This window comes from Pseudomonas sp. HR96, assembly GCF_034059295.1.
GTDB lineage: Bacteria > Pseudomonadota > Gammaproteobacteria > Pseudomonadales > Pseudomonadaceae > Aquipseudomonas.
On sequence record NZ_CP139141.1, the window covers coordinates 834943 to 855879 of the forward strand.

Genomic DNA, 20937 nt, shown 5'->3' on the forward strand with positions numbered 1-20937 from the left:
CCCGCCACGGAGTGAACTGTTGAAAGCGCGATCCGATGAGTTGCAGCTGTTTGTCGCGGTGATCGAGCGCGGTTCCATCTCGGCTGCCGCCGAATTGCTGGGCCAGACCCCCTCGGCGGTCAGCCGCAGCCTGGCGCGCCTGGAAGGCAAGCTCGACACCACGCTGATCAACCGCACCACCCGGCGCATGGACCTGACCGAGGAGGGCCGCTACTTCTTCGAACAGGCGCGGCTGATCCTCGACCAGATGCAAAACCTCGAAGAGCGCCTGGCCGCACGCCACCAGCGGCCCTCCGGGCGGCTGCGGATCAACGCGGCGGCGCCGTTCATGGTCCACGCCATCGTGCCGCACGTGCCCGAGTTTCGCGCGCTGTACCCGGACATCCAGCTGGAGCTCAACAGCAACGACCTGATCATCGACCTGCTCGAGCAAAGCACTGACGTTGCCATCCGCATCGGCGTGCTGGCCGACTCCAGCCTGCACGCCCGCTCGCTCGGTTGCAGCCCGCTGAACATCCTCGCCAGCCCCGCCTACCTGGCCCGGCACGGCAGGCCGACGCGGGTGCAGGACCTGCTCGAGCACAGCCTGCTGGGTTTCAGCCACACCGAAACCCTGAACAACTGGCCGCTGCGCCATGCCGAGGGCGATGACTGGCTGATTCGCCCGAGCCTGTCGGCCTCCAGCGGCGAGACCATTCGCCAGCTGGCGCTGGAGGGGCAGGGCATCGCCTGCCTGTCGCACTTCATGACTGGCGAGGACATCCGCCGCGGCGACCTGCAGGTGCTGCTCGGCGAGGCCAACAACGGCTATCGCCAGCCGATCCACGCGGTGTTCTATCGCAATTCGCAGCTGGCGCTGCGCATCCAGTGCTTCCTGGACTTCATCCAGGAAAAACTCGCCGAATACGCCGACTGAAAGCTTTTACCCGCCGCGCGCAGTAGAGGTGATTTGATAACTGTGCCGACATGGGCCTTAATGACACCATTCGTACAAAATCGTCGCTAAGGACACTTCATGCGCGTCGTCTGTTTTCGTTCGCTGGCGCTGAGCGCCGCCCTGCTCAGTGTGTCACCGGCCTATGCCGTGGTGTTGGATGCAGGGGCGGTGGCCGCTCCCGATCAGTACTCCGCCGAGGTGGCGGCGCAAATCCTGAAAAAAGGCGGCAACGCGGTCGACGCGGCGGTGGCAACCGCCTTCACCCTGGCGGTGACCTTCCCCGAAGCCGGCAACATCGGCGGCGGCGGCTTCATGACCCTCTACGTGCACGGCAAGCCGTACTTCATGGACTATCGAGAGACGGCGCCCAAGGCCGCCTCGCGCAACATGTACCTGGACGACAAGGGCGAGGTGGTGAAGAACGCCAGCCTGGTCGGCGCCCGTGCCGCCGGCGTACCGGGCACGGTGATGGGCATGTGGGAAGTGCATCGGCGCTTCGGCAAGCTGCCGTGGAGTGAACTGCTGACCCCGGCCATCGCCTACGCGAAGAACGGCTTCACCGTTGCCGACCGCCAGTACCAATACCGCCAGGACGCCCTGGCGCTGTTCGCCGACAGCACCAACTTCAGCGACTATTTCGGCAGCATGAAAGCCGGTGAAACCTTCCGCCAGCCGGAAATGGCCGAGACCCTGGAGCGTATTGCCGACCAGGGCGCCAAGGATTTCTATCGCGGCAAGACCTCGCAGCTGCTGGTCGCGCAGATGCAGCAGGACAAGGGCCTGATCACCCGTCAGGACCTGCTCGACTATAAAGTGGCGTGGCGCGAACCGATTCGCATCAGCTGGCGCGGCAACGTCATCTACACCGCGCCGCTGCCAAGCTCCGGCGGTATCGCCCTGGCCCAGCTGCTGGGCATCAAGGAGCTGCGCGCTGCCGACTTCAAGGGCGTGCCGCTGAACTCGGCGCGCTACATCCACCTGCTGGCCGAAATCGAGAAACGGGTGTTCGCCGACCGCGCCGACTACCTTGGCGACCCGGCCTTCACCCAGGTGCCGGTGCACCACCTGATTTCCGCCGACTACCTGAAAAAACGCGCCGCCGAGGTCAACCCCACGGCCATCTCGCCGACCGAGAAAGTCCGCCCGGGCCTGGAGCCGCACCAGACCACGCATTTTTCCATCGTCGACAAGGAAGGCAACGCCGTCAGCAATACCTTCACCCTCAACTGGGATTACGGCAGTGGCGTGGTGGTCAAGGGCGCAGGCTTCCTGCTCAACGACGAGATGGACGACTTCAGCTCCAAGCCGGGTGTGGCCAACGGCTTTGGCGTGGTCGGCGGCGACGCCAACGCCATCGCCCCGGGCAAGCGCATGCTGTCGTCGATGAGCCCCACGGTGATCACCCGCAACGGCAACGTCAAGCTGGTGCTGGGCACCCCGGGCGGCTCGCGGATCTTCACCTCGATCTTCCAGGTCATCAACAACATCTACGACTACCACCTGCCGCTGGACCAGGCAGTGGCCGCCCAGCGCGTGCACCACCAGTTGCTGCCCAAGGACACTATCTATTACGACGGCTTCGCGCCGCTCACCGGCCCCGTGGCCGACGAGCTCAAGGGCATGGGCTACACCCTGGAAAACCAGGGCTGGAGCATGGGCGACATTCAGGCGGTGCGCATTCACGGCACGCAGATTGAAACCGCGTCCGACCCACGGGGCCGCGGCGTCGGCAAGATCGTCAAATGAACCGCGCGGGCTGGTGGTTGGGCCTCGGCGCATTGCTGCTGGCCGGGTGCGGCACCAAGCCGCCCGCGCCGCCGCCCGCCGACGAAGCCGCTGCACCTTCCGGCGCAGAGCAGATGCTCGCCGACACCCTGGCCGGCACGCCGTTGCCGGCCAGCCTGATGCGCGACGATCAGCGCCTGGCCTATGCCGTGCAACAGCCGGCCAAGGAGGGCGCCGATGCCTACCTGGCGCAGCTGGATGCCAGTTGCGATGGCAGCAGCGCGCGGGTCATCTACCTCGACGGGTCGCAGCGGGTCTACCTGGGCAGCAAGGACGGCAAGTACGCCGCGCCGACCTCCATCCCCGGCAAATACCTGGAACTGCTCAAGCGCAACACCGCCTTCCAGCAGGCCTGCACGCAAACCGCCAAGCCCGACTGGCGCCTGGCCCACGGCACCGCCAAGGGCTCGCAGATTCTCATCGACCGCGCCAGCCTGGTCACAGAGGCCGGGGTGACGCGCTTCTGGGGCGCCTACGACGAGCCGCAGCTGGGCCACGACAAACCCTACAACGCGCCGGTGGCGCAGAAGCGCGAGCACTACGCAGTGGACTGCGCGCAACAGACCTTCAGCCTGCTGGCGGCCTACGATATCGACGACAAACAGACGGTCACCGACGGCAAGGTTTTCGACAAGCAAAACCCGACGCCGGTGGCCAAGGCCCACGTCGATTACCGATTGCTGTTCGACCTGGTGTGCAGCAAGCCCGAGAAGCTGGCCAAGCTGCCAGCGTTCACCGCGCGCAGCATGGCCCCGGCCGAAATAAAGATGCCCGGGGTGACCCCTGCGGTGCTGACCGCGATCAAGCGCCTGGGCCTGCGTGCGCCGAGCAAGTCGCTCAAGCATGTGGTGCTGACCGGCACCACCAGCCTCAAGGGCAAGGCCGGCGAGCTGCATGAAGAGCAGTTTTTCGACGCCGACCGAGCCACCAGCCAGCTGGTGGTGCGCACCCGCGGGCAGGGCTACGAAGGCAGCTCGGTGACCTTCCGCGGGCTGTTCCCGCTGGCCGAACAGACGCGGTTCGAGAGCAGCGGGCAGACCCTGACCAGCAACCAGCAGCTGCTCGGCCTGACCCTCAGTGGCGATTGGTGGAAGATGCCGGTGGGCGAGCAGCTCAGCTACACCAGCGTGGGCGTGACCGTGAACAGCGCGGCGGGCACCTACGGGCGCGACCCCACCACCGTGCATTGCGAAGTGGCCGATCAGGCGGCAGCGAGCACGTTGAACCCAAGCCTGACAGGCGATGCCCGCAAGCTGCGCTGCAGCACAGAGGGGGATGAGTACAAGCGGGTCGAGACGGTGTATTACCTGGTCGATTACGGCTGGTTCTTCAAGGCCGGCGTGGACAAGAACGCGTTCTACGATGAAGAGCGCAGGATTGTGTCGGTGGAGTGAGCACAGGCCCGGGCGATGGGGGATCCCGGCTCCGTGTAGGAGCCGGCGCAGCTGGCGAGGGCATCACCTCGATGGTCGGGTGGATGATCTAACGGTATCGCGACCCATGGCCAATCAAACCTGGCGTTCGGGGTTGCTTCGCTCGCCAGCTTCGCCGGCTCCTACGCCAGCTGTGGGGCATCCCGGCCCCGTGTAGGAGCCGGTGCAGCTGGCGAGGGCATTACCTCGGAGGCCGGGTGGATGATCTAACGGTATCGCGACCCATGGCCAATCAAACCTGGCGTTCGGGGTTGCTTCGCTCGCCAGCTTCGCCGGCTCCTACGCCACCTGTGGGGCATCGCGGCCCCGTGTAGGAGCCGGCGCAGCTGGCGAGGGCATTACCTCGGTGGCCGGTGGATCACACCTTGAAATGACTCACCAGGGTCTGCAGCTGCCCACCCAGGCGGGCCAGTTCGGCGCTGGACAGCGCGGTCTGCTCGCTCGCCGAGGCGGTCTGTTCCGACACATCGCGCACGTTGACGATGCTGCGGCTGATCTCTTCGGCCACGGCGCTTTGCTCTTCGGCGGCGGTGGCGATCTGCTGGTTCATTGCCTGGATGTTCGACACCGTGCGGGTGATGTTCTCCAGTGAGGAACCGGCGCGGCGGGTCAGCTCGACGCTGCTGTCGGTCAGGTTGCGGCTGTTGAGCATCACCGTGGCGACCTGTTGGGTGCCGCTCTGCAGGTCGGCCACCAGGCCTTCGATTTCCTCGGTGGATTTCTGCGTGCGTTGCGCCAGCCCGCGTACTTCATCGGCCACCACGGCGAAACCACGGCCGGCTTCACCGGCGCGCGCCGCTTCGATCGCCGCGTTGAGCGCCAGCAGGTTGGTCTGCTCGGCCACGGCCTTGATCACGTCCATCACGCTGCCGATCTTGTTGCTCTCGTTCTGCAGGTTGCTCATGGCGTCGGTGGAACGGCGCACTTCATCGGCCAAGCGTTCGATCTGGGCGATGGCCTCGGCCACCACCTTGTCACCCAGGCGTGCTTCGCGGTCGGCGTCAGTGGCCGCCTGCGAGGCCTGCTCGGCGCTGCGTGCGACTTCCTGCACGGTGGCGGTCATCTCGTGCATGGCGGTGGCGACCTGGTCGGTCTCGATCTTCTGGCTGTTGACCCCGGCGCTGGTCTGCTCGGTCACCGAGGACAACTCTTCGGCCGCGCTGGCGATCTGCGCCACGCCGTCGCGGATGCCGCCGATCAGCTGGCGCAGGGTCGTGGCCATGCGCTGGATGCCCTGTTGCAGCACGCCCAGCTCGTCGCGACGGGTCACCACCAGGTTGGCGCTGAGGTCGCCGCTGGCGATGCGCTCGACGGCGTCGAGGGTTTCCTGCAACGGACGGGTGATTTGCCGGGTGATGAGCCAGGCCGACAGCACGCCGAACAGCAGCGCCAGCAGCGCGGCGGTGATCTGCAGGGTACGCGCCTGGGCGCTTTCGTCGTCGCGGCGGTCCATTTGAATCTGGAACAGCTCGTCGCTCAGGCGCACGATATCGGCGCCCTGGTCGGTCATGTCCTTGCGGGCGGCGCTGATCTCGGCGAGGCTGGCCTTGTAGTTGCGCAGCGAATCGCGATAGGCGCTCAGTGAGGTCTGCAGCTTGGCGATGCTGGCCTGCTGCTCGGGCAAAGCGGCCTGCAACACCGGCACGCCGGCGATGGCGGCGTCCATGGCGGCGAAGGCGGTCTGCTCGGTCTTGTCGTTGACGCTGGCGGCGTAGCCGCGCACTTCGTAACGCACCGCCATGACCTGCTCGCGGGCCTGGGTCACGGCCTCGATGTGGGCCACCTGCAGATCGCTGACCGCCTCGGCCTTGACGCTCTTGTACAGCTCGTCGACCACCGCATAGGCGCTATTGGCGGCATCGCCCATGCTCTGGCGTGCGGCGTTGCTGGCCACATAGCCCTGGCGCATGCGGGTCAGGGATTTCGAATAGTCGTTGATGCGCTGGTTCTGCTCTTGCAGGCGCTTGACGTTGTCCGGGCTCTTGAACGAAGTCAGGGCTTCCTTGAGTTGCCCCTTGAACGCGTCCAACTGTACCTGCACGGCCTGCGCCGCTGTTTCGTCGCCGTTGGTCAGCATGTACTGCAGACGCGTGACGCGCAGTTTGGTCAGGCCGTTGTTGAGCTCCGAGATATCGCTCATCCAGTTGCTACGGTCGATCAAACTGCCGAGGCTGGTCCAGCCCGTCAGTGCCAACAGTGCGGTCAACACCAGCACAAGACCAAAGCCCAGGCAGAGCTTCATTGTGACGCTGATGTTTGCAAACCAAGTGTTCATGCATTTCTCCAGAAGCGTGAATAACGAAAAAACGCCGCATCATTGTTGGTATTGGGGCTGCGAAGCTGTTCTGTACGTTGTGTTATCGGCGGTCGAGGTAAAAGCTGAACCCTTACTTCACGACCACATCCGCCAAGGATATGGCGAAAGAGTGGCAACGATCTTGCTTTTATAGGTATCGTGGGCGCTATAAAGCCCCAATGCAGTGCACACTCACGCTCAACCGACCGAGATTACTTGCTGATGGCTGCCGTACCCTTGTTGATCTGCGATGACTCCGGCATGGCGCGCAAACAATTGTTGCGCGCGCTGCCCCAGGATTGGGCAGTTTCAGTGACCCAGGCCACCAATGGCCAGGAGGGTCTGGAAGCCATCCGCCGCGCGCAGGGGCAGGTAGTGCTGCTCGACCTGACCATGCCGGTGATGGACGGCTACCAGCTGCTCGAAGCGGTGCGCGCCGAAGGCCATCGCTCGCGCATCATCGTGGTCTCGGGTGACGTGCAGGACGAGGCGGTGCGCCGGGTGATGGAACTGGGCGCGCTGGCCTTCCTGAAAAAGCCGGTGGCCCCGGACGACCTGCTGGCCACCCTCAAGCGCCTCGACCTGCTCGACCCCCCCGGCACGGCCCCCGCAGCCGCACCGCTGCGCCCACAAGAGGCCAGCATCAGTTTCACCGAAGCCATGCGCGAAATCGTCAACGTCGCCATGGGCCGCGCCGCCGCCCTGATGGCGCGGGTGCTGGACGTGTTCGTCGAGTTGCCGGTGCCCAACGTCAACACCCTCACGGTGGGCGAGCTGCAGATGGCCCTGGTCGACGCCCATGCCAACCCGCAACTGACGGCGGTGTGCCAGGGCTTCATCGGCAGCGGCATCGCCGGGGAAGCGCTGCTGATCTTTCACGACTGCGACGCCGCCGACCTCAGCCGCCTGATGCTGCGCGACCTGGCGCTGGAGTATTCCGACAGCGAAATGCTCCTGGACCTGTCCTCGCTGCTGGTCGGTGCGTGCCTGAGCGGCATCGCCGAGCAGGTCGACGTGCAGTTTGCCCAGAACCACCCGCACCGCCTCGGCTCCCAAGGGCCGATCGACGAACTGGTGCGGCGCAATCAGCCGCGCTGGAAACCCACCCTCGCCGTGGAAATCAGCTACGCGCTGGAAGGCCATGGCATCCACTTCGACTTGTTGCTGTTGTTCACCGAAGACTCGGTGCAACTGCTGCGCAACAAACTCGCCTATGTGATGAATTGACCATGTCCGCGCAGATTGAAATAAACGAGTTGCACTGGTTGCTGGCCATTACCCAGAGCATCGATGTCGGCGTGGTGGTACTGGACCGTCAATACCGCGTGCAAGTGTGGAATTCCTTCATGGAAAACCGCTCCGGGGTACAACCGCGCGACGCGATCAGCCAGACGTTCTTCAGCCTGTTCCCGGAAGTGAACCAGGGCTGGTTTCGCAAGAAGGTGGAAAGTGTCGTGACCCTCGGCACCCCGGCATTCACCGTGTGGGAACAGCGGCCGTATCTGGTGCGCTTTGCCAACTACCAGCCGATCACCGCCGAAGAAGACTACATGTACCAGAACACCACCTTCCTGCCGCTGCGCTCGATCAACGGCGAGGTCGGGCATATCTGCGTGGTGATCTACGACGTGACCGAAGTGGCGGTCAACCGCCGCCAGTTGCAGAACAGCAACCTGCAGTTGCAGCAGCTCTCCGCCACCGATCGCCTGACCGGCCTGTACAACCGCGGGCACTGGGAAGAGTCGCTGAAACTGGAGTTCGCCCGCCACAGCCGCTACGGCCATGCGGCGGCGCTGATCATGTTCGACATCGACCACTTCAAGCGGGTCAACGACACCTATGGCCACCCGGTGGGCGACGTGGTGATTCAGCGCGTGGCCGCCGTGGCCAAGGCGCTGGTGCGCGATGCCGACATCGTCGGCCGCTACGGCGGCGAAGAGTTCGCCATCCTGCTGCCGGGCACCGACAAGGCCGGCGGCGCCATTCTGGCCGAGCGCCTGCGGGTGGCCATCGAGGCCGAAGAAGTGTTCCACGAAGGCGCCAGGGTGCCGTTCACCATCAGCCTCGGCGTGGCCGACCTGGACAGCCCCGCCAAGGAATACAAGGAGCTGATCGAGTGGGCCGACCAGGCGCTGTACGCGTCGAAGAAGGGCGGCCGCAATCGGGTCTCGGTGCACAACGCCGACTGACCCTTTGCCTAGGGGCCGCTAGATCGAAAAACGCCCCACCAGCTTGCTCAGGTCCGTGGCCAGGCGTGACAGCTCGCCACTGGCCTCGGCCGTCTGCTGCGCGCCGCTGGCGCTCTGCACCGCCAGGTCCTTGATGCTCACCAGGTTCTGGTCCACCGAACGCGCCACCTGGGCCTGTTCTTCGGAAGCCGAGGCAATCAACAGGTTCATCTGGCTGATGGTGGTCACCGCCGACGCGATCGCGCCGATGGCAGCGCCCGCCTCATGGGCCACGGTCAGGGTCTGGGTGGCCTCGCCGTTGCTGCGGTGCATCGAGTTCACCGCCTGGGTGGCGCCGACCTGAATGGTCTTGATCATCTGCTCGATTTCCAGGGTCGAGCTCTGGGTGCGGTGGGCGAGCGCGCGCACCTCGTCGGCCACCACGGCAAAGCCGCGGCCCTGTTCGCCCGCCCGCGCCGCCTCGATGGCCGCGTTGAGCGCCAGCAGGTTGGTCTGTTCGGCGATGCCGCGAATCACGTCGAGCACCTTGCTGATGTCGCGGGTCTGCCCGGCCAAACCTTCGATGTCGGCGCCGGTCTGGCTGACGCTGGCGCTGAGCTTCTGGATCGAATCGATGGTCTCGCGCACCCGGTCCTGGCCCAGCGCCGCCGACTGCTCCGAGGCCTGGGTGGACTGCGAAGCCTGTACGGCGTTGCGCGCCACTTCCTCCACCGCGGCGGTCATTTCGTTGACCGCCGTGGCGGCCTGGTCGGTTTCCAGGTTCTGCTGCTGGATGCCGGCGTTCGATTCACGGGTGATCGCCGCCATCTGCTCGGCCGCCGCCGCCAGTTGCCGCGACGAGTCGGCGATATGCTGCAGCGTGCCCTTGAGGCTGGCCTGCATGTGCGCGGTGGAGGTCTGCAGCTGGGTAATCTCGTCGCTGCCGTTGATCTGCACCTCGTCGCGCAGGTTGCCTTCGGCGATCTTGCCGGTGGCATCGAGCAGCTGGCGCACCGGGGCGGTGATGCTGCGGGTGAACAGGATGGCGATCAGCACGGCGCCGAGCACGGCGATGATGACGATCACCAGGGTCAGGTTAAAACCGTTCTGGTATTGCGCGTCGGCGGCGACGCCCGAGGCCTGGGCGCCCTGGTCGTTGATGGCCACCAGTTCGTCGATGGAGCCTTGCAGGGTGGTGGCCAGGGGCAGGGTAATGTTGTTGACGAAGCTGACCTGCTGCTCGGAGGTCTGCCCGGCGGCGTTGACGATCAGCGTGGCCATCTGGGTCTGGTAGGCGGCGGCATTGGCCAGCACGGTTTCGTAACGCTGTTTTTCCTCGGGGCTGGAGACCAGCGCCGCATAGTCGGCCAGGTCCTTCTTCAAGGCCGCCTGCAAGGTGTTGAGCATGGCAATGTTCTGCGCTTGCGCGTTGGCGCCTTCGGTGGCCATGTGCAGGCCGGCCAGGCGCAATTTGTAGGTGTCGGACTGAATCTTGTTACCCTGCTCGATGCTCGGCAGCCAGTCGGTTTGCAGGTCGTTTGCGGCGGTGTGCACCTGGGCCAGTTTGGACAAGGACAGCAGGCCCAAGGCAAACAGCAGCAAGCTGATGATGCCGAAGCTGAGCAGGGCGCGCGAAGCGAGTTTGATGTTTCTGAACATGTGGGGTCACCATCCGGCCGATTTGGGGGAGCCACGCGGAGCAAGGCGTGGCATCGACTTCATGTCAATGTGACATCACCGTAGAACGATGCCGATTTTTAATCTACGGGCCGAAAATGAATTTTTAGTCATGTGCGGCGCAACCCGTGAAAACATTGACGCCAAATATTTGCGCGCCATGAATATCCGACGAAAGGCCAACCCCGAGGGCGCGCCAATGCTGTTTGTAGTGATGCTGGGCGGCAAGCACCCCAGGGCCAACATCGAGGTGCACGACGTGGTGTTCGTCCTGGCCGAGCGCTTGGACCAGGCCTACCCGCAGCTGCGCGAAGCCTGGTTCGGCAGCGCCAAGGGCGTGCACATCGACGCCTGGATGGCGGTGGACGGGGTGGCGGGCTGGCAGGTGCGGATGAGCGACCTGGCGCCGGGCCCCGACGAGCCCAGGCTGTATTTCATCAACCTCGGCGGTTACGAGCCGGGCGCGTTCGGCGAAGCCCACCGCTACGAACTGGTGGTGGCCCGCAACAAGACGGAAGCCAAGGCCCAGGCGCGCGCGGGCATGCGCAGAGGCTGGCAGCAGGGCCACCTGGACGCCTTGCTGGACGTGGACGACTGCATCCCGATCGACCAGGTCGGCGGCCGCTACGTGCAACTAGTGCAAGGCGCACACGCCGGCGTGCAGGTGCGCAGCGATTACATCGTGCTCAGCTGAAGTGGGAGGGGCACAGCCCCCGAGAGGCCGGTTTGATCTTCGGCCAAAAGCCTACTTGGAAATAGCCCCGGCAAACCGGCTGACCGCCGACACCACTGTCTGCGCCCGATGCTGCATGTCCTGAATCACATTGTCGGCATCACTGGCCAGTTCAAGCGCCTGGATCGCCTGCTCCTTGTTCGAGCCAATGATCCCCACCGCCGTGGAAGCCAGCTCCTGGTTCTGGCGCACCACGTTGACGATCTCCTGGGTCGCCAGGCTGGTGCGCGACGCCAGTTGCCTGACCTCGTCGGCCACCACCGCAAAGCCGCGCCCCTGCTCACCGGCCCGCGCCGCCTCGATGGCCGCGTTCAGCGCCAGCAGGTTGGTCTGCTCGGCGATGCCGCTGATGGTCTTGACGATGGTGCCGATGGTCTGGCTCTGCTTGTCCAGCGCCTCGATGCCCTCGGTCGCCTCCTGCATCGACTCGCCCAGGCGCTGCAACACGCCCACCGTCTGCTGAATCACATCGCGGCCGGCCTGGGCGCGGCTGTCGGTCTGCACCGAGGTGTCATAGGCGATGCTCGCCGCTTCCGACACCGAGCGCTCCTGGTTGATCTGGTCGGTGATCACCGTGGCGAACTTCACCACTTTGCACAGCTTGCCGTTGGCGTCGATGATCGGGTTGTAGGTGGCCTCCAGCCACACCGGCTGGCCGCTGCTGTTGACGCGCTCGAAACGCCCAGCAACGTATTCACCGCGACGCAGGCGCTCCCAGAACCGGTTGTAGGCGTCCGAAGAAGTCTCTTCGGAGGTGCAGAACATGCGGTGATGCTGGCCCTTGATCTGCCCCACCGAGTAACCCATGGCGCCGAGGAACATCTCGTTGGCGGTGATCACCTTGCCGTCCAGGTTGAACTCGATCACCGCCGTGGAGCGCAGCAGGCCCTTGACCAGGTTCTCGTTCTCGCGGGAGGTCTCGATGGTGCGGGTCAGGTTGCTGGAGTACAGGGTGATCTGCTCGACCTTGCCGCTCTCGTCCATGAACGGCACCACCATGGTCCGCAGCCACACATGGGAGCCGTTGCGGTGCGACAGGCGCAGGGCGCCGCAAAAGGCCTTGCCTTCGCGGATGGCGCTCAGCGCGCGCACCTGGTGCGGGTCGCTGGCGACATCGGCCGGGGCCAGCTCGCTGAAACGCCGGCCGACCACGTCGCTGGCCTTGTAACCGACTTCACTCTCGAACAACCCGTTGACCGACTCGATGGTGCCGTTGGGGGTGAGAATCAGGCTGATCATCTCGTCTTCCAGAGACAGCCGTACCTGTTCCAGCTGCGCCAGGCGGCGCTCAAGCTCTTTGTTTGCTTTTTTGAGAGAGGCGTTGAACATGGCGGAGCGTCCGAATGGTTGAGTCGCATGTACGACTGCATCGGCCCACCGCAGACCTTCTTGAGTGCCCCTTTGTCAGCTCAGCCAAAGGCCGGCGACGCCAGGCTTTCCACCCGGCCGAGCACCCGCAGCCACAGGCTGATGGTGGTGCCCGCCCCGGGCGCACTGTGCACCCGCGCCACGCCGCCGGCGCTGCTGGCGAACTCCTGCACCTGGGCCAGGCCCAGGCCGGTGCCTTGCCCGGCCAGCTTGGTGGTGTAGAACGGCTCGAACACCCGCGCGGCCACGTCCGCGTTCATGCCCGGGCCGTCGTCGGCGACGCTCAGCACCAGATAATCGCCCTCGGGCAACTCCAGGTCGTCCTCCACCGCCACCAGCCGCGTGGCGATATGCACACTGCCCGGCCCGGCCAGCGCGTCGCGGGCGTTGGCCAGCAGGTTCATCACCACCGACAGCAACTGCACCTCGACGCACATCACCCCCCAACCCCGCGCCGCCAGGTCGAAGGACAGGTCCAGCTCGCCACTCACCGTGCGCGCCAGCACCGAGCGCGCCGCCTCGATGCGCGCGCTGACGTCCAGGCAGATCACCTCCGGGCCGTCGCTGCGCACGTTGCTCATCAGCCGCGCCACCAGCTGGCGCCCTTGCTCCACCGCCTGCAGCCCGGTGTCGGCAAAGCGCTCGACATCCAGCGGCCGCCGCGCGCGCATGTGCACCATCTGCAGGCTGGCGCTCAAGGCCTGCAACAGATTGTTGAAGTCGTGGGCGATGCTCGCCGTCAGCATCCCCAGCGACGACACCCGCCGCGAATGCCGCAACGACGCCTGCGCCTGCTCGGTCTGCGCCACCGCCTCTTCCAGCTCCTCGGTCAGCACCTCGGCCTGCTGCTCGCGCTGGCGATTGAGCCAGCGCAACTGCAACAACGCCGCCGTCTGCCGCGCCAGCGCATGCAAGCCCTGCCGCTCGGCCGCGCCCAGCGTGCGCGGGCGCGTGTCGATCACGCAGACCGTGCCCAGCGCCAAACCGGCATCGGACACGATCGGCGCCCCGGCATAGAAACGGATAAAGGGCGCCCCCAGCACCAGCGGGCTCTCGGCGAAGCGCGGGTCGAGCAGCGTGTCCTCGACCACCAGCACTTCCTGCGGCGCCAGAATCGCATGGGCGCAGAAAGCCAGGTCGCGGTGCGTGCCGCACACATCCAGCCCCAGCCGCGCCTTGAACCACTGCCGCTCGCGGTCCACCAGCGACACCAGGGCAATCGGCGTCTGGCAGAGCGTTTGCGCCAACAGCACGATGTCATCGAAGCCTTGCTCGGCGGCGCTGTCCAGCACCTCCAGGTGCTCGAGCGACAGGGCGCGGTGTTCCTCGTTGGCGGGCAAGGGGGCAGGGGTGTGAGGCATGGGCGGGCGCGTCGCATCGAGGGGTCATGGGGTGGCCCATGATGCTTGCGCGACGGGGTTAGAGCAAGGGAGAACAGCCGGTTGTGCAAGCCACCGTCAGTGGCGGGATAGACGGGCAGCCTTGTCCAGCTGCGCACTGGCCTCGTCGATCAGCCGAATCGCCTCCCACACCCGTTCCAGGTCGTGGCCGCGCAGGTGTTGGGCGGCTTGCAGGATGTTGGTTCGGGCTTCGAGCAGCATGTCGCTGGCGACGTTGATCATGGCCAGGCGGTGGGCGGGGTCGAGGGTCGGCACGGTGCAGTTCCTGGGTGGCGGGGTGGCTGCGAGGAACATTAGAGGGGGCGGATGTTGGGGGGCAATCAACGGATTGTTTCAAGGCGTGGCAAGAGACGCGGGCCTCCGGCAAGGGCGCCACGGCCCTTGCCGGCAAGGCGGTCAGTGGGCGGCGCGCAGGGCGGCTTCGTCGAGTTTGAGGCGAGCCATGTCGATCAGGTGAACCACGGCCAGCGCGTGGTCACGCTGGCTGCCGGAGAGGGCGTCGGCACTTTCGTAGGCGGTGGCCTTGGCGCAGCGCAGGAGGTCGTCGGCGGCTTCGATGATTTCGGTTTGGGTGGTGGGGGGTGGGGTAGGCATGGGGTCACTCCTTGGTTGACAGGTCGCGAGCACGACAGCGGCTCGCGGCGTACGACAGAAAGGTGTCAGCTCAAGAGTTCCAGGTTCCTACGCCCGGGCCGCCCATCTCGCAGCGACTGATGAAGGTTAGTGACGGGGGCGAGGTGAGGCAAGGTTGATAGTGTTTCCAGATTCCACGGCTGTCCGTCGGCGGCTTGGGGAATGTCATATGGCAGTCTGCTACCTTTGAACGATAGCTGGCTAAGGGCTGGCGCTAACAAGAGAGGGATGCATGGCGACCATCGAACAGGTGCTGGACCAACTCAGCCCGCCGATCGTTTATCAGCTGGACAAGGAAGACTCCCGGTATGCGCTGACCCTGCGAGACCCCTCGGTGCCGGCGGAGGTGAAGCGCAGCTTGGCGGAGCATGAGTTGGCGGATCGGGAGCAGTTTCGGGTGTTGGTGTTGTATGCGATCAATGAGTTGAGACGGAAGGGGTCGCATGCGGCTTTGGAGGTTTTGCCGGAGTGGGAGTGAGGGTGGTTTTTGGGGTGGGTTGGGGTGGTGGGTTGGCGGGTGCTGGAAACGGGCCGATAGCCTCTGCCGTCGGCGGCCAATAACGGCTGGATCGACCCTAGCAGCCTAAGCGATAGCCATGATCGAGCCAGTAATTGGCTTCATTTTTGACGGAAGGTGTCGGGCCTTCAAGGTAGGGTCCAATTCCTGAGCAGCTTCGGCAATCAGGCTGCGGTGGCAGAAGCGGGCATCGGCTTCATAGCACACCATGCAGATTCGCTGCTTGGCCGCTTCGGTGGTCAAGCTGAGCAGCAGCTCGGGTTGGGTGCGGATATAAGCTCGGAAATTTTGGGCGTAAAGGCTCCAATTGCCGTCGATCTTGTATTGGTTGCGAATCGGCTTGGGGCAGCCCAGAGGTGGGCAGTGCTCATAGGTGATGCCTGACTCGGCTAGGCATGCCGCGAAGGCTTTCTTGGAGAATCCCGGTTTTCTGGATAGTGGGTATTCACGGACATCGAGAACCTTGTCGATCCCTGCCTGTTTTAGGCGGGCGATGAAGGTTTCGATGCTTAGGCCTTCGTAGCCTGCGGTGTAGATGGGCATGTGGGGGTTCCCTGGGTGCTTCCTGCGAGCGGTTGGTGAGTTGGGGGACTGTATCACCACGGTGCTAGATGGGGTGTTTCCGGGGGCATGCGTGGTAGCGATGGTGGATGTAGGCGTTGGGTGGGAGCCTTGATTTGGGATTGGTCTTCGCAGAGCCAGGTGTTTCTGGATAGGCCATACGGGGTGGGATGCTGACGAGGCTTTGGGCTATGTAGATGCGCTGGAGGATCGCCGCACGCTACCGGCGCCGGGATTTGAACCCCCGTCTGAGCCTTATGGAGCAGCGCTTTCAGCCTATAGACTGTCATTTAGCTGGCATTTATCTATTGAGAGCTGGCAGCAAGCGTATTGGGCTCCTTGCGTGAAGCGTCATCTTCAACCGCTTGGGTAGCAGATATTTGGATTGAGCACAGAGCACTCAATTGTGCTCAGCTTAGCCCGATGCGTAAAAGCATGGGAATAAGGTCCTTTTGTAAAGCCTTTGACACGTGTGTCCTCCTAACATTTTTGCCCTTGACATTAGGACAGCTGAGCTCCATTTTATAGGTGTGTCGCAGCAAGGGCTGGCGAGTCTTGAGGAGCCGAGGCAGCGTGCTAAGGGAACTGAGACCCTCAAGGACCGTCCAATGTGTGACTCGTCTGAAAGCAAGCATGAAGGCTGAGGAATGCTTGCATCGGACCCAGAAGGTCTATAGTCTCAGCCACCCACAAGCATCACGCATGATAAAGCTGGCCAACAGCTGCTTAGTGAACCCTTAATCGTACCTAGGAGTGGATTATGAAAAGCGTTCTTGTTTCGCTGGTAAACGACGACTACGAAGGCTTCTAACCAGAAGCTCATCAGAATTCTAAAAAACTGGAGGCCTCGGCCTCCTTTTTTGTGTTCAGGAATTGACATGGATTGTACAGGGTTTCTTGCATGTGCCGGCAGCATCGTGGGCTCGGATTGGTTCCGAAGCTTGTCATTCTTACTGGGTGTCACCGTCGCAGTCATATCGGTACTGACGGTGAAGGCCACGGCTAAGCGAAAGCAGTCAGCTGACCTGCTATTCGCAAGCAGGGCTGACAAGGAGCTTATGGCTGGGATGCGCTGTTTGGCAGCTATCCACGAGAGGGCTGACTCCAATGTGCGAGCTTATGCTCGAAAGGACCAGGTTGGCACCGATGAAGCCAAAAGCATTAGGTATGTACTCAACCATTGGGAATACGTCAGTGTTGGCGTTCAGGCGGGCATCTATGACGAAAAGATGCTATGGAATGCCAGTTATAATACTCTTGTAGGGCTTCATAGGAATGCTAGGCCGTTTATTGATGCGCTAAGAGAGGCCAGCGGCCGCTCGACGCTTTTTCAAGAGGTGCAGTGGTTAGCAGAGCGTTGGGATTACCTTGGCCCACCTATCAAGAAAAAAAGTAAATTCACTCGATTGCTCTGACCGGAGCTTGGCTTCTTTGGATGAGTATCGAAAGATTGCTGCTCTGCTCTGCTCTGCTCTGCTTCGGCCTCAGTTTCAGAAGACGACATCCACCGTCCATAGACCCTGGCGATCATCGTCTAGTCAGTCTGCCCCATCTGCTTTGCAACCCACATAGGATGCTCTCCAGCTGATAGCATCATTGATGCATAGGCGTGCCGCGTCTGATAGGGTCGACGGTCCGGACGCCTGCCTTCTTCATCACCGGCATCCACATCGTTTTCCGGAGCGGGCCGTCGCCGGTCCATCGCTCGAGCGTACGAGGATTTTGAAACACTTCAGCGTCGGCTAGGAACGTATGCGTTTTCTAAGCCTAGAGTGCTTCCATTGCCGGGCGCAGCAGCTTGGCTCTGCGCCGCCTTGCGGCTGTTTTCGTAGTCTCTGCTTTGCCTCGGGCCGCCTGCGTCATAGCCCTAGTCACAAGGAACTCGTCGCGAAGTCGATATCGCCCCGGTCGAGCGGCACAAGTTCGCTGGTGCGTAGGCCTGCCCACAGTGCGAACATGCATCATGTTGCGCGCCTGGCCGGAAAATGCCCCGAGCACGGCCTGTTGCTCCTCGGGGCTGAACGGGTGAACGTCGTCCTCTTTGGGCGGTGCTTCCTTGCGAGAGTAGGTCCAGCCTGCCAAAGAGTTGGTGTCGATCAGTTCCTCCTCCACCACGTCGTTCAGAGCCGATCGCAAGCAGCTCTGTATATTGCTGAGCGTCTTGTTCCTACCTCGAGCTTGTCGAGCCAATCCCGAACGGTCTTCCGCTTGAGGTCAACCAGCATGTGGTCACTCAGGGCAAGGATCAGCCGCGACTCGACGAGCTTTCGGTACCCCTCGAAAGTACTGCTTGCGATGAGCTTCTGCTTCGCATCGAGCCACCTGGTTAGAAAACCTTTCACCGTTTCCCGGCTTGCCTCTGGCGCGACCTTAGCAGCCTGGCCGACCCGGGGAAGGCCACCGAGTAGTCGAAGGTGCCGATCGAGATTGCGTGCTCAATCGCCGCCTTGTACTGTTCCGCTTTCTTCAGATTAGTGGCGGTGGGCTTGAGCGTGATCCTCTCGCGGCAACGGACGCCCCGATAGATGAACGTGATTTCGATGCTCGAATCGGAAATCCCTGAACTCCCCCGTCCCGCCGCCGGGTAGCAGGCGAGGGTGTCCAGTACCCTGAGCGTGAAGTACCCTCCCATCCAGGCGCCCGTATCGACAGGCGGCACGTTGCCCAGCATCGCCGGCCGCGCAGGGGGAGTGTCTAGCTATCACTGCCCGTATGCCATCTACAGGATGTTGGTTGTGGTGTTGCCCGTCTCGAGACCACTGGACAACGGCCACCATGTTGCGAACAGTGGGCCTCTGAGGTAGTCCCGCTAGTATCACAAACACGGAATGGGAAGGCTGCATGGACGATGCCGACGAGGCCGGTCTGGGTGTCGACTTCCAGCCGCCTCCGGAGGATCGCCAAGTGCAACGGCATAGCCTGCTTGCTAGGCGCTGCCGAGCCCTATCAGCCACGTGCGGCCCTTCCGCTAAGACATATTATCGCGCAGCATCTGGTGAGCTTACAGCGTCGCCATGTCTTCATGATCGCTCAGCACTGCGGAGAGCCGTGACTTGTCCGCCATTCCAACATCTGCTCGGGTTCAGAGCCACGGTCGATAAGATCGTCAACAATGAAGAGACAGCAGGGCGAAACCGATGGCATCGAGAGCGGCTCGCAGCTCAATGAAGTGGCAAGGAAAGCGTCTGCTTGGAGGTTATCCAAGGGTCTCTGTATGCGGCGTGGCAGTTGGAGTCGTCAGATCACTTACGGCCCGGCCATTGAGTCGGGCTCTTCCTTTTCCATGGGTCGAAAAATCGGATCCGATCAGCCTAGGCAAAGCAGTAAAATTATTGGTAGATTCTCTACTCAATTTTTTGACAGGCGATGAGAGATGTTGAGCGGGATTTTTGAATGGGCTGAGCTAGCGAAACAGTTCACCCTGACGGGAGTCATGGTTTTGTTTTCTGCAGGGCTAATCCTCGGAGCTAATCGGTTCCTGTCCTACTCTGATGGGTGGTTGATTCATGCAGGGGTAGCAGTGTGTGCGCTGCTGGAAATGATATTCCCATATGGCTGGAACTCGATGTTCGGCGATGGCCAAGGCGACATTGACTGGGACGCGCTCAGATCTGGCTTGCCCTATATTAGTCCGGTCATCCGTTTCGAGGCCGATATCATCGGCGGCTTGATCGGCTTGGCCATCGCGTACGCGGTGTATTACGTTCTCAGTAACCGTGAGCGTTGGTAATGTCGTCCTTCTACTCCAGCCCAGCCGTTATTCCCGCTGGTGCCCTGGGAGATTGGGTACGCGGATGGAAAAAAGCAGCTCAACCGCATTGCCATAGCCCCTACCATAGACAGTTATGATCATTATCGAGGTAATGAATATTTAAAACTGTACAGCACCATTGATACCCCGTCGGCCGGCGGTTTAGCTCTATAAGAGCTCCAAGACAAGGGATACTGGGTAAGCCATCTGAAATTTTCTTTACACCGATAAAGTGATTACGGCATGAATAGAGAACAATTACGTCTTATCGACAACCTATCGAAGGAGTTGGCCGAAGGGAATCTGGCGATATTTGCTGGTGCAGGGTTTTCAAGGGCAGCAGGTTTTGTCGATTGGAAGTCGTTGCTTAAGCCGATTGCGGATGACCTTGAACTTGACGTGGAAAGGGAGTGGGATCTGGTGACGCTGGCGCAGTACCATGCGAACGTAAACCTGACTAATCGAGCGAAGCTTAATCAGCTTCTGGTCACTGAGTTCTCCGCAAACGTGGCACCTACTGAAAACCACGCCATATTGGCAAGGCTTCCGATCCAGACGTACTGGACAACAAACTACGATCGCCTAATTGAGACCGCTCTGCAAAACAATGAGAAAGTAGCGGACATAAAATATACGACCAAGCAGCTTGCCACCACTCGGCCTAAGCGCGATGCCGTTGTCTATAAGATGCACGGTGACGTCGAGCACGCTTCGGACGCGGTCTTGATTCGTGATGACTACGAGCGCTATCACGTCAAGATGCAGCCCTTCATTACCGCGCTCAGCGGTGACCTGATCGCTAAGACATTCTTGTTTTTAGGCTTTAGTTTCTCGGACCCCAACCTTGAGTACATTCTCAGCCGTGTGAGGATTCAGTTCGCGCAAGATCAACGACAGCATTATTGCATCCTTCGTAAAGCAAGCAAGGAACCACGGGAAGGCCAAGCAGACTTCGAGTACCGTCAGCGTAAGGAAGAGCTCTTCAAAGGTGAGCTGCTGCGCGTCGGGATCAAGGTGATCTACGTCGATCTGTTCTCTGAGATCACTGACATCCTAAAGGCGATCGAGCATCGCCACAAGAAGAAGACCATCTTCATCTCAGGAGCAGCTCATGACTACTCTCCTTGGACGGAGGCGGAGTCGGAGCAATTTGTTTATAATCTGAGCAAGGCCATTAGCGCGAAGCAATACCGTGTCATTTCAGGCTTTGGCCTGGGCATCGGGAGTGCAGTCATCACCGGTGTGCTGGAGCAGACCATCATGAACGGTGGGCGCCTGGATAGCGATCAGTTGATCTTGCGCCCGTTCCCCCAGAGTCAATCTGGGCAGAAGCCTCTCAACGAACTCTGGACAGAGTATCGTCACAACATGCTTGCCCACGCGGGTATCGCTATTTTCCTGTTTGGCAACAAGCTCAAAGACGGCGAGCTAGTACTATCTAATGGAATGCGCGAAGAGTTCGACATTGCTGTAGCGAACGGCATATTCGTAATTCCTATTGGCATCACCGGTTCCATATCTGCAGAGCTGTGGAAGGAGGTGATCCAGGGGTACGACGAATCAAAGTATGAGCATGGAAAGAAGATTACACCCCTGTTGGATGAGCTGGGCGATGAGGCCACCACGCTGAATCGCGCCCAAGAGGTCATCCTCACACTACTGCCTCTCATTTAAGGAC

Annotated in this window: 18 protein-coding genes and 2 pseudogenes; 10 read left to right on the plus strand and 10 right to left on the minus strand. The window is 62.1% G+C overall.

All coding sequences use genetic code 11. The features are described from left to right. Positions 1-19: 19 nt before the first annotated feature. From SFA35_RS03950 to SFA35_RS03960, 3 genes are all read left to right on the plus strand, one after another. Entirely contained in the window at positions 20-916 is an 897-nt protein-coding gene (locus tag SFA35_RS03950; protein ID WP_320575410.1) for a LysR family transcriptional regulator, read from the plus strand. 99 nt (positions 917-1015) lie between these two features. Next, entirely contained in the window at positions 1016-2683 is a 1668-nt protein-coding gene (ggt, locus tag SFA35_RS03955; RefSeq protein ID WP_320575411.1) for a gamma-glutamyltransferase, read from the plus strand. Then, entirely contained in the window at positions 2680-4116 is a 1437-nt protein-coding gene (locus SFA35_RS03960; RefSeq protein WP_320575413.1) for a hypothetical protein, read from the plus strand. The genes ggt and SFA35_RS03960 overlap by 4 nt, the downstream gene beginning before the upstream one ends. A 397-nt stretch (positions 4117-4513) precedes the next feature. On the opposite strand, the gene SFA35_RS26625 is transcribed toward SFA35_RS03960, so the two are convergent. Together SFA35_RS26625 and SFA35_RS26630 are read right to left on the minus strand one after the other, a co-directional pair. Continuing rightward, entirely contained in the window at positions 4514-5377 is an 864-nt protein-coding gene (locus tag SFA35_RS26625) for a methyl-accepting chemotaxis protein (RefSeq protein ID WP_414058523.1), read from the minus strand. A gap of 39 nt (positions 5378-5416) precedes the next feature. Further along, positions 5417-6430, minus strand: a pseudogene (locus SFA35_RS26630) (methyl-accepting chemotaxis protein); the annotation flags it as partial. A gap of 243 nt (positions 6431-6673) precedes the next feature. On the opposite strand from SFA35_RS26630, the gene SFA35_RS03970 reads away from it, so the two are divergent. Both SFA35_RS03970 and SFA35_RS03975 read left to right on the plus strand, forming a co-directional pair. Next, positions 6674-7678: a response regulator gene (locus SFA35_RS03970; protein ID WP_320575420.1), complete on the plus strand. Its 1005-nt coding sequence runs from the start codon at positions 6674-6676 to the stop codon at positions 7676-7678. A 2-nt stretch (positions 7679-7680) separates the two neighbouring features. Then, the gene (locus SFA35_RS03975; protein ID WP_320575422.1) at positions 7681-8640 is read left to right on the plus strand and encodes a diguanylate cyclase; all 960 of its coding nucleotides are present in this window, start codon (positions 7681-7683) and stop codon (positions 8638-8640) included. Positions 8641-8658: 18 nt separating this feature from the next. Here SFA35_RS03975 and SFA35_RS03980 read toward each other — a convergent pair whose 3' ends face one another. Further along, positions 8659-10278: a methyl-accepting chemotaxis protein gene (locus SFA35_RS03980; protein ID WP_320575425.1), complete on the minus strand. Its 1620-nt coding sequence runs from the start codon at positions 10276-10278 to the stop codon at positions 8659-8661. Between the two features lie 217 nt (positions 10279-10495). Between SFA35_RS03980 and SFA35_RS03985 the strand changes: the two genes are divergently transcribed. Then, entirely contained in the window at positions 10496-10990 is a 495-nt protein-coding gene (locus tag SFA35_RS03985) for a DUF1543 domain-containing protein (protein ID WP_320578831.1), read from the plus strand. A 51-nt stretch (positions 10991-11041) separates the two neighbouring features. On the opposite strand, the gene SFA35_RS26635 is transcribed toward SFA35_RS03985, so the two are convergent. From SFA35_RS26635 to SFA35_RS04005, 5 genes and pseudogenes are all read right to left on the minus strand, one after another. Further along, complete coding sequence (locus tag SFA35_RS26635) at positions 11042-11452, minus strand: methyl-accepting chemotaxis protein (protein ID WP_414058524.1); 411 nt, start codon at positions 11450-11452, stop codon at positions 11042-11044. Between the two features lie 180 nt (positions 11453-11632). Continuing rightward, positions 11633-12358, minus strand: a pseudogene (locus SFA35_RS26640) (PAS domain-containing protein); the annotation flags it as partial. 80 nt (positions 12359-12438) lie between these two features. After that, the gene (locus tag SFA35_RS03995; RefSeq protein WP_320575429.1) at positions 12439-13758 is read right to left on the minus strand and encodes a sensor histidine kinase; all 1320 of its coding nucleotides are present in this window, start codon (positions 13756-13758) and stop codon (positions 12439-12441) included. A gap of 96 nt (positions 13759-13854) precedes the next feature. After that, entirely contained in the window at positions 13855-14052 is a 198-nt protein-coding gene (locus tag SFA35_RS04000) for a hypothetical protein (protein ID WP_320575432.1), read from the minus strand. Positions 14053-14193: 141 nt separating this feature from the next. Beyond that, entirely contained in the window at positions 14194-14391 is a 198-nt protein-coding gene (locus tag SFA35_RS04005; RefSeq protein WP_320575433.1) for a DUF6124 family protein, read from the minus strand. A 271-nt stretch (positions 14392-14662) separates the two neighbouring features. Between SFA35_RS04005 and SFA35_RS04010 the strand changes: the two genes are divergently transcribed. Beyond that, positions 14663-14908, plus strand: coding sequence for a hypothetical protein (locus SFA35_RS04010; protein WP_320575435.1), 246 nt, complete (start codon positions 14663-14665; stop codon positions 14906-14908). A 105-nt stretch (positions 14909-15013) separates the two neighbouring features. Here the strand turns inward: SFA35_RS04010 and SFA35_RS04015 are convergent, their stop codons facing one another. Next, entirely contained in the window at positions 15014-15490 is a 477-nt protein-coding gene (locus tag SFA35_RS04015) for a DUF488 domain-containing protein (protein ID WP_320575437.1), read from the minus strand. Positions 15491-16386: 896 nt separating this feature from the next. Between SFA35_RS04015 and SFA35_RS04020 the strand changes: the two genes are divergently transcribed. After that, positions 16387-16923: a DUF4760 domain-containing protein gene (locus SFA35_RS04020; RefSeq protein WP_320575440.1), complete on the plus strand. Its 537-nt coding sequence runs from the start codon at positions 16387-16389 to the stop codon at positions 16921-16923. A 923-nt stretch (positions 16924-17846) separates the two neighbouring features. Here the strand turns inward: SFA35_RS04020 and SFA35_RS26645 are convergent. Next, on the minus strand, positions 17847-18179 hold the full coding sequence (locus SFA35_RS26645; protein WP_414058492.1) for an Arm DNA-binding domain-containing protein: 333 nt from the start codon (positions 18177-18179) through the stop codon (positions 17847-17849). 702 nt (positions 18180-18881) lie between these two features. Here SFA35_RS26645 and SFA35_RS04030 point away from each other — a divergent pair. Together SFA35_RS04030 and SFA35_RS04035 are read left to right on the plus strand one after the other, a co-directional pair. After that, positions 18882-19238 (plus strand): hypothetical protein, encoded by a 357-nt coding sequence (locus SFA35_RS04030; RefSeq protein WP_320575441.1) that lies wholly within the window; start codon positions 18882-18884, stop codon positions 19236-19238. Between the two features lie 264 nt (positions 19239-19502). Next, the gene (locus tag SFA35_RS04035) at positions 19503-20933 is read left to right on the plus strand and encodes an SIR2 family protein (protein WP_320575443.1); all 1431 of its coding nucleotides are present in this window, start codon (positions 19503-19505) and stop codon (positions 20931-20933) included. Positions 20934-20937: the final 4 nt, after the last annotated feature.

What these genes read in the sequence shown, in the direction of transcription:
- SFA35_RS03980 (WP_320575425.1), bottom strand. Translation starts at nt 10,278, where the DNA reads ATGTTCAGAAACATCAAACTCGCTTCGCGCGCCCTGCTCAGCTTCGGC.
- SFA35_RS03970 (WP_320575420.1), top strand. Translation starts at nt 6,674, where the DNA reads ATGGCTGCCGTACCCTTGTTGATCTGCGATGACTCCGGCATGGCGCGC.
- SFA35_RS04015 (WP_320575437.1), bottom strand. Translation starts at nt 15,490, where the DNA reads ATGCCCATCTACACCGCAGGCTACGAAGGCCTAAGCATCGAAACCTTC.
- SFA35_RS26635 (WP_414058524.1), bottom strand. Translation starts at nt 11,452, where the DNA reads ATGCAGGAGGCGACCGAGGGCATCGAGGCGCTGGACAAGCAGAGCCAG.
- SFA35_RS26645 (WP_414058492.1), bottom strand. Translation starts at nt 18,179, where the DNA reads ATGCTGGGCAACGTGCCGCCTGTCGATACGGGCGCCTGGATGGGAGGG.
- SFA35_RS03995 (WP_320575429.1), bottom strand. Translation starts at nt 13,758, where the DNA reads ATGCCTCACACCCCTGCCCCCTTGCCCGCCAACGAGGAACACCGCGCC.
- SFA35_RS04005 (WP_320575433.1), bottom strand. Translation starts at nt 14,391, where the DNA reads ATGCCTACCCCACCCCCCACCACCCAAACCGAAATCATCGAAGCCGCC.
- SFA35_RS04020 (WP_320575440.1), top strand. Translation starts at nt 16,387, where the DNA reads ATGGATTGTACAGGGTTTCTTGCATGTGCCGGCAGCATCGTGGGCTCG.
- SFA35_RS04010 (WP_320575435.1), top strand. Translation starts at nt 14,663, where the DNA reads ATGGCGACCATCGAACAGGTGCTGGACCAACTCAGCCCGCCGATCGTT.
- SFA35_RS03960 (WP_320575413.1), top strand. Translation starts at nt 2,680, where the DNA reads ATGAACCGCGCGGGCTGGTGGTTGGGCCTCGGCGCATTGCTGCTGGCC.
- SFA35_RS03975 (WP_320575422.1), top strand. Translation starts at nt 7,681, where the DNA reads ATGTCCGCGCAGATTGAAATAAACGAGTTGCACTGGTTGCTGGCCATT.
- ggt (WP_320575411.1), top strand. Translation starts at nt 1,016, where the DNA reads ATGCGCGTCGTCTGTTTTCGTTCGCTGGCGCTGAGCGCCGCCCTGCTC.
- SFA35_RS04035 (WP_320575443.1), top strand. Translation starts at nt 19,503, where the DNA reads ATGAATAGAGAACAATTACGTCTTATCGACAACCTATCGAAGGAGTTG.
- SFA35_RS26625 (WP_414058523.1), bottom strand. Translation starts at nt 5,377, where the DNA reads ATGGCCACGACCCTGCGCCAGCTGATCGGCGGCATCCGCGACGGCGTG.
- SFA35_RS04030 (WP_320575441.1), top strand. Translation starts at nt 18,882, where the DNA reads ATGTTGAGCGGGATTTTTGAATGGGCTGAGCTAGCGAAACAGTTCACC.
- SFA35_RS03985 (WP_320578831.1), top strand. Translation starts at nt 10,496, where the DNA reads ATGCTGTTTGTAGTGATGCTGGGCGGCAAGCACCCCAGGGCCAACATC.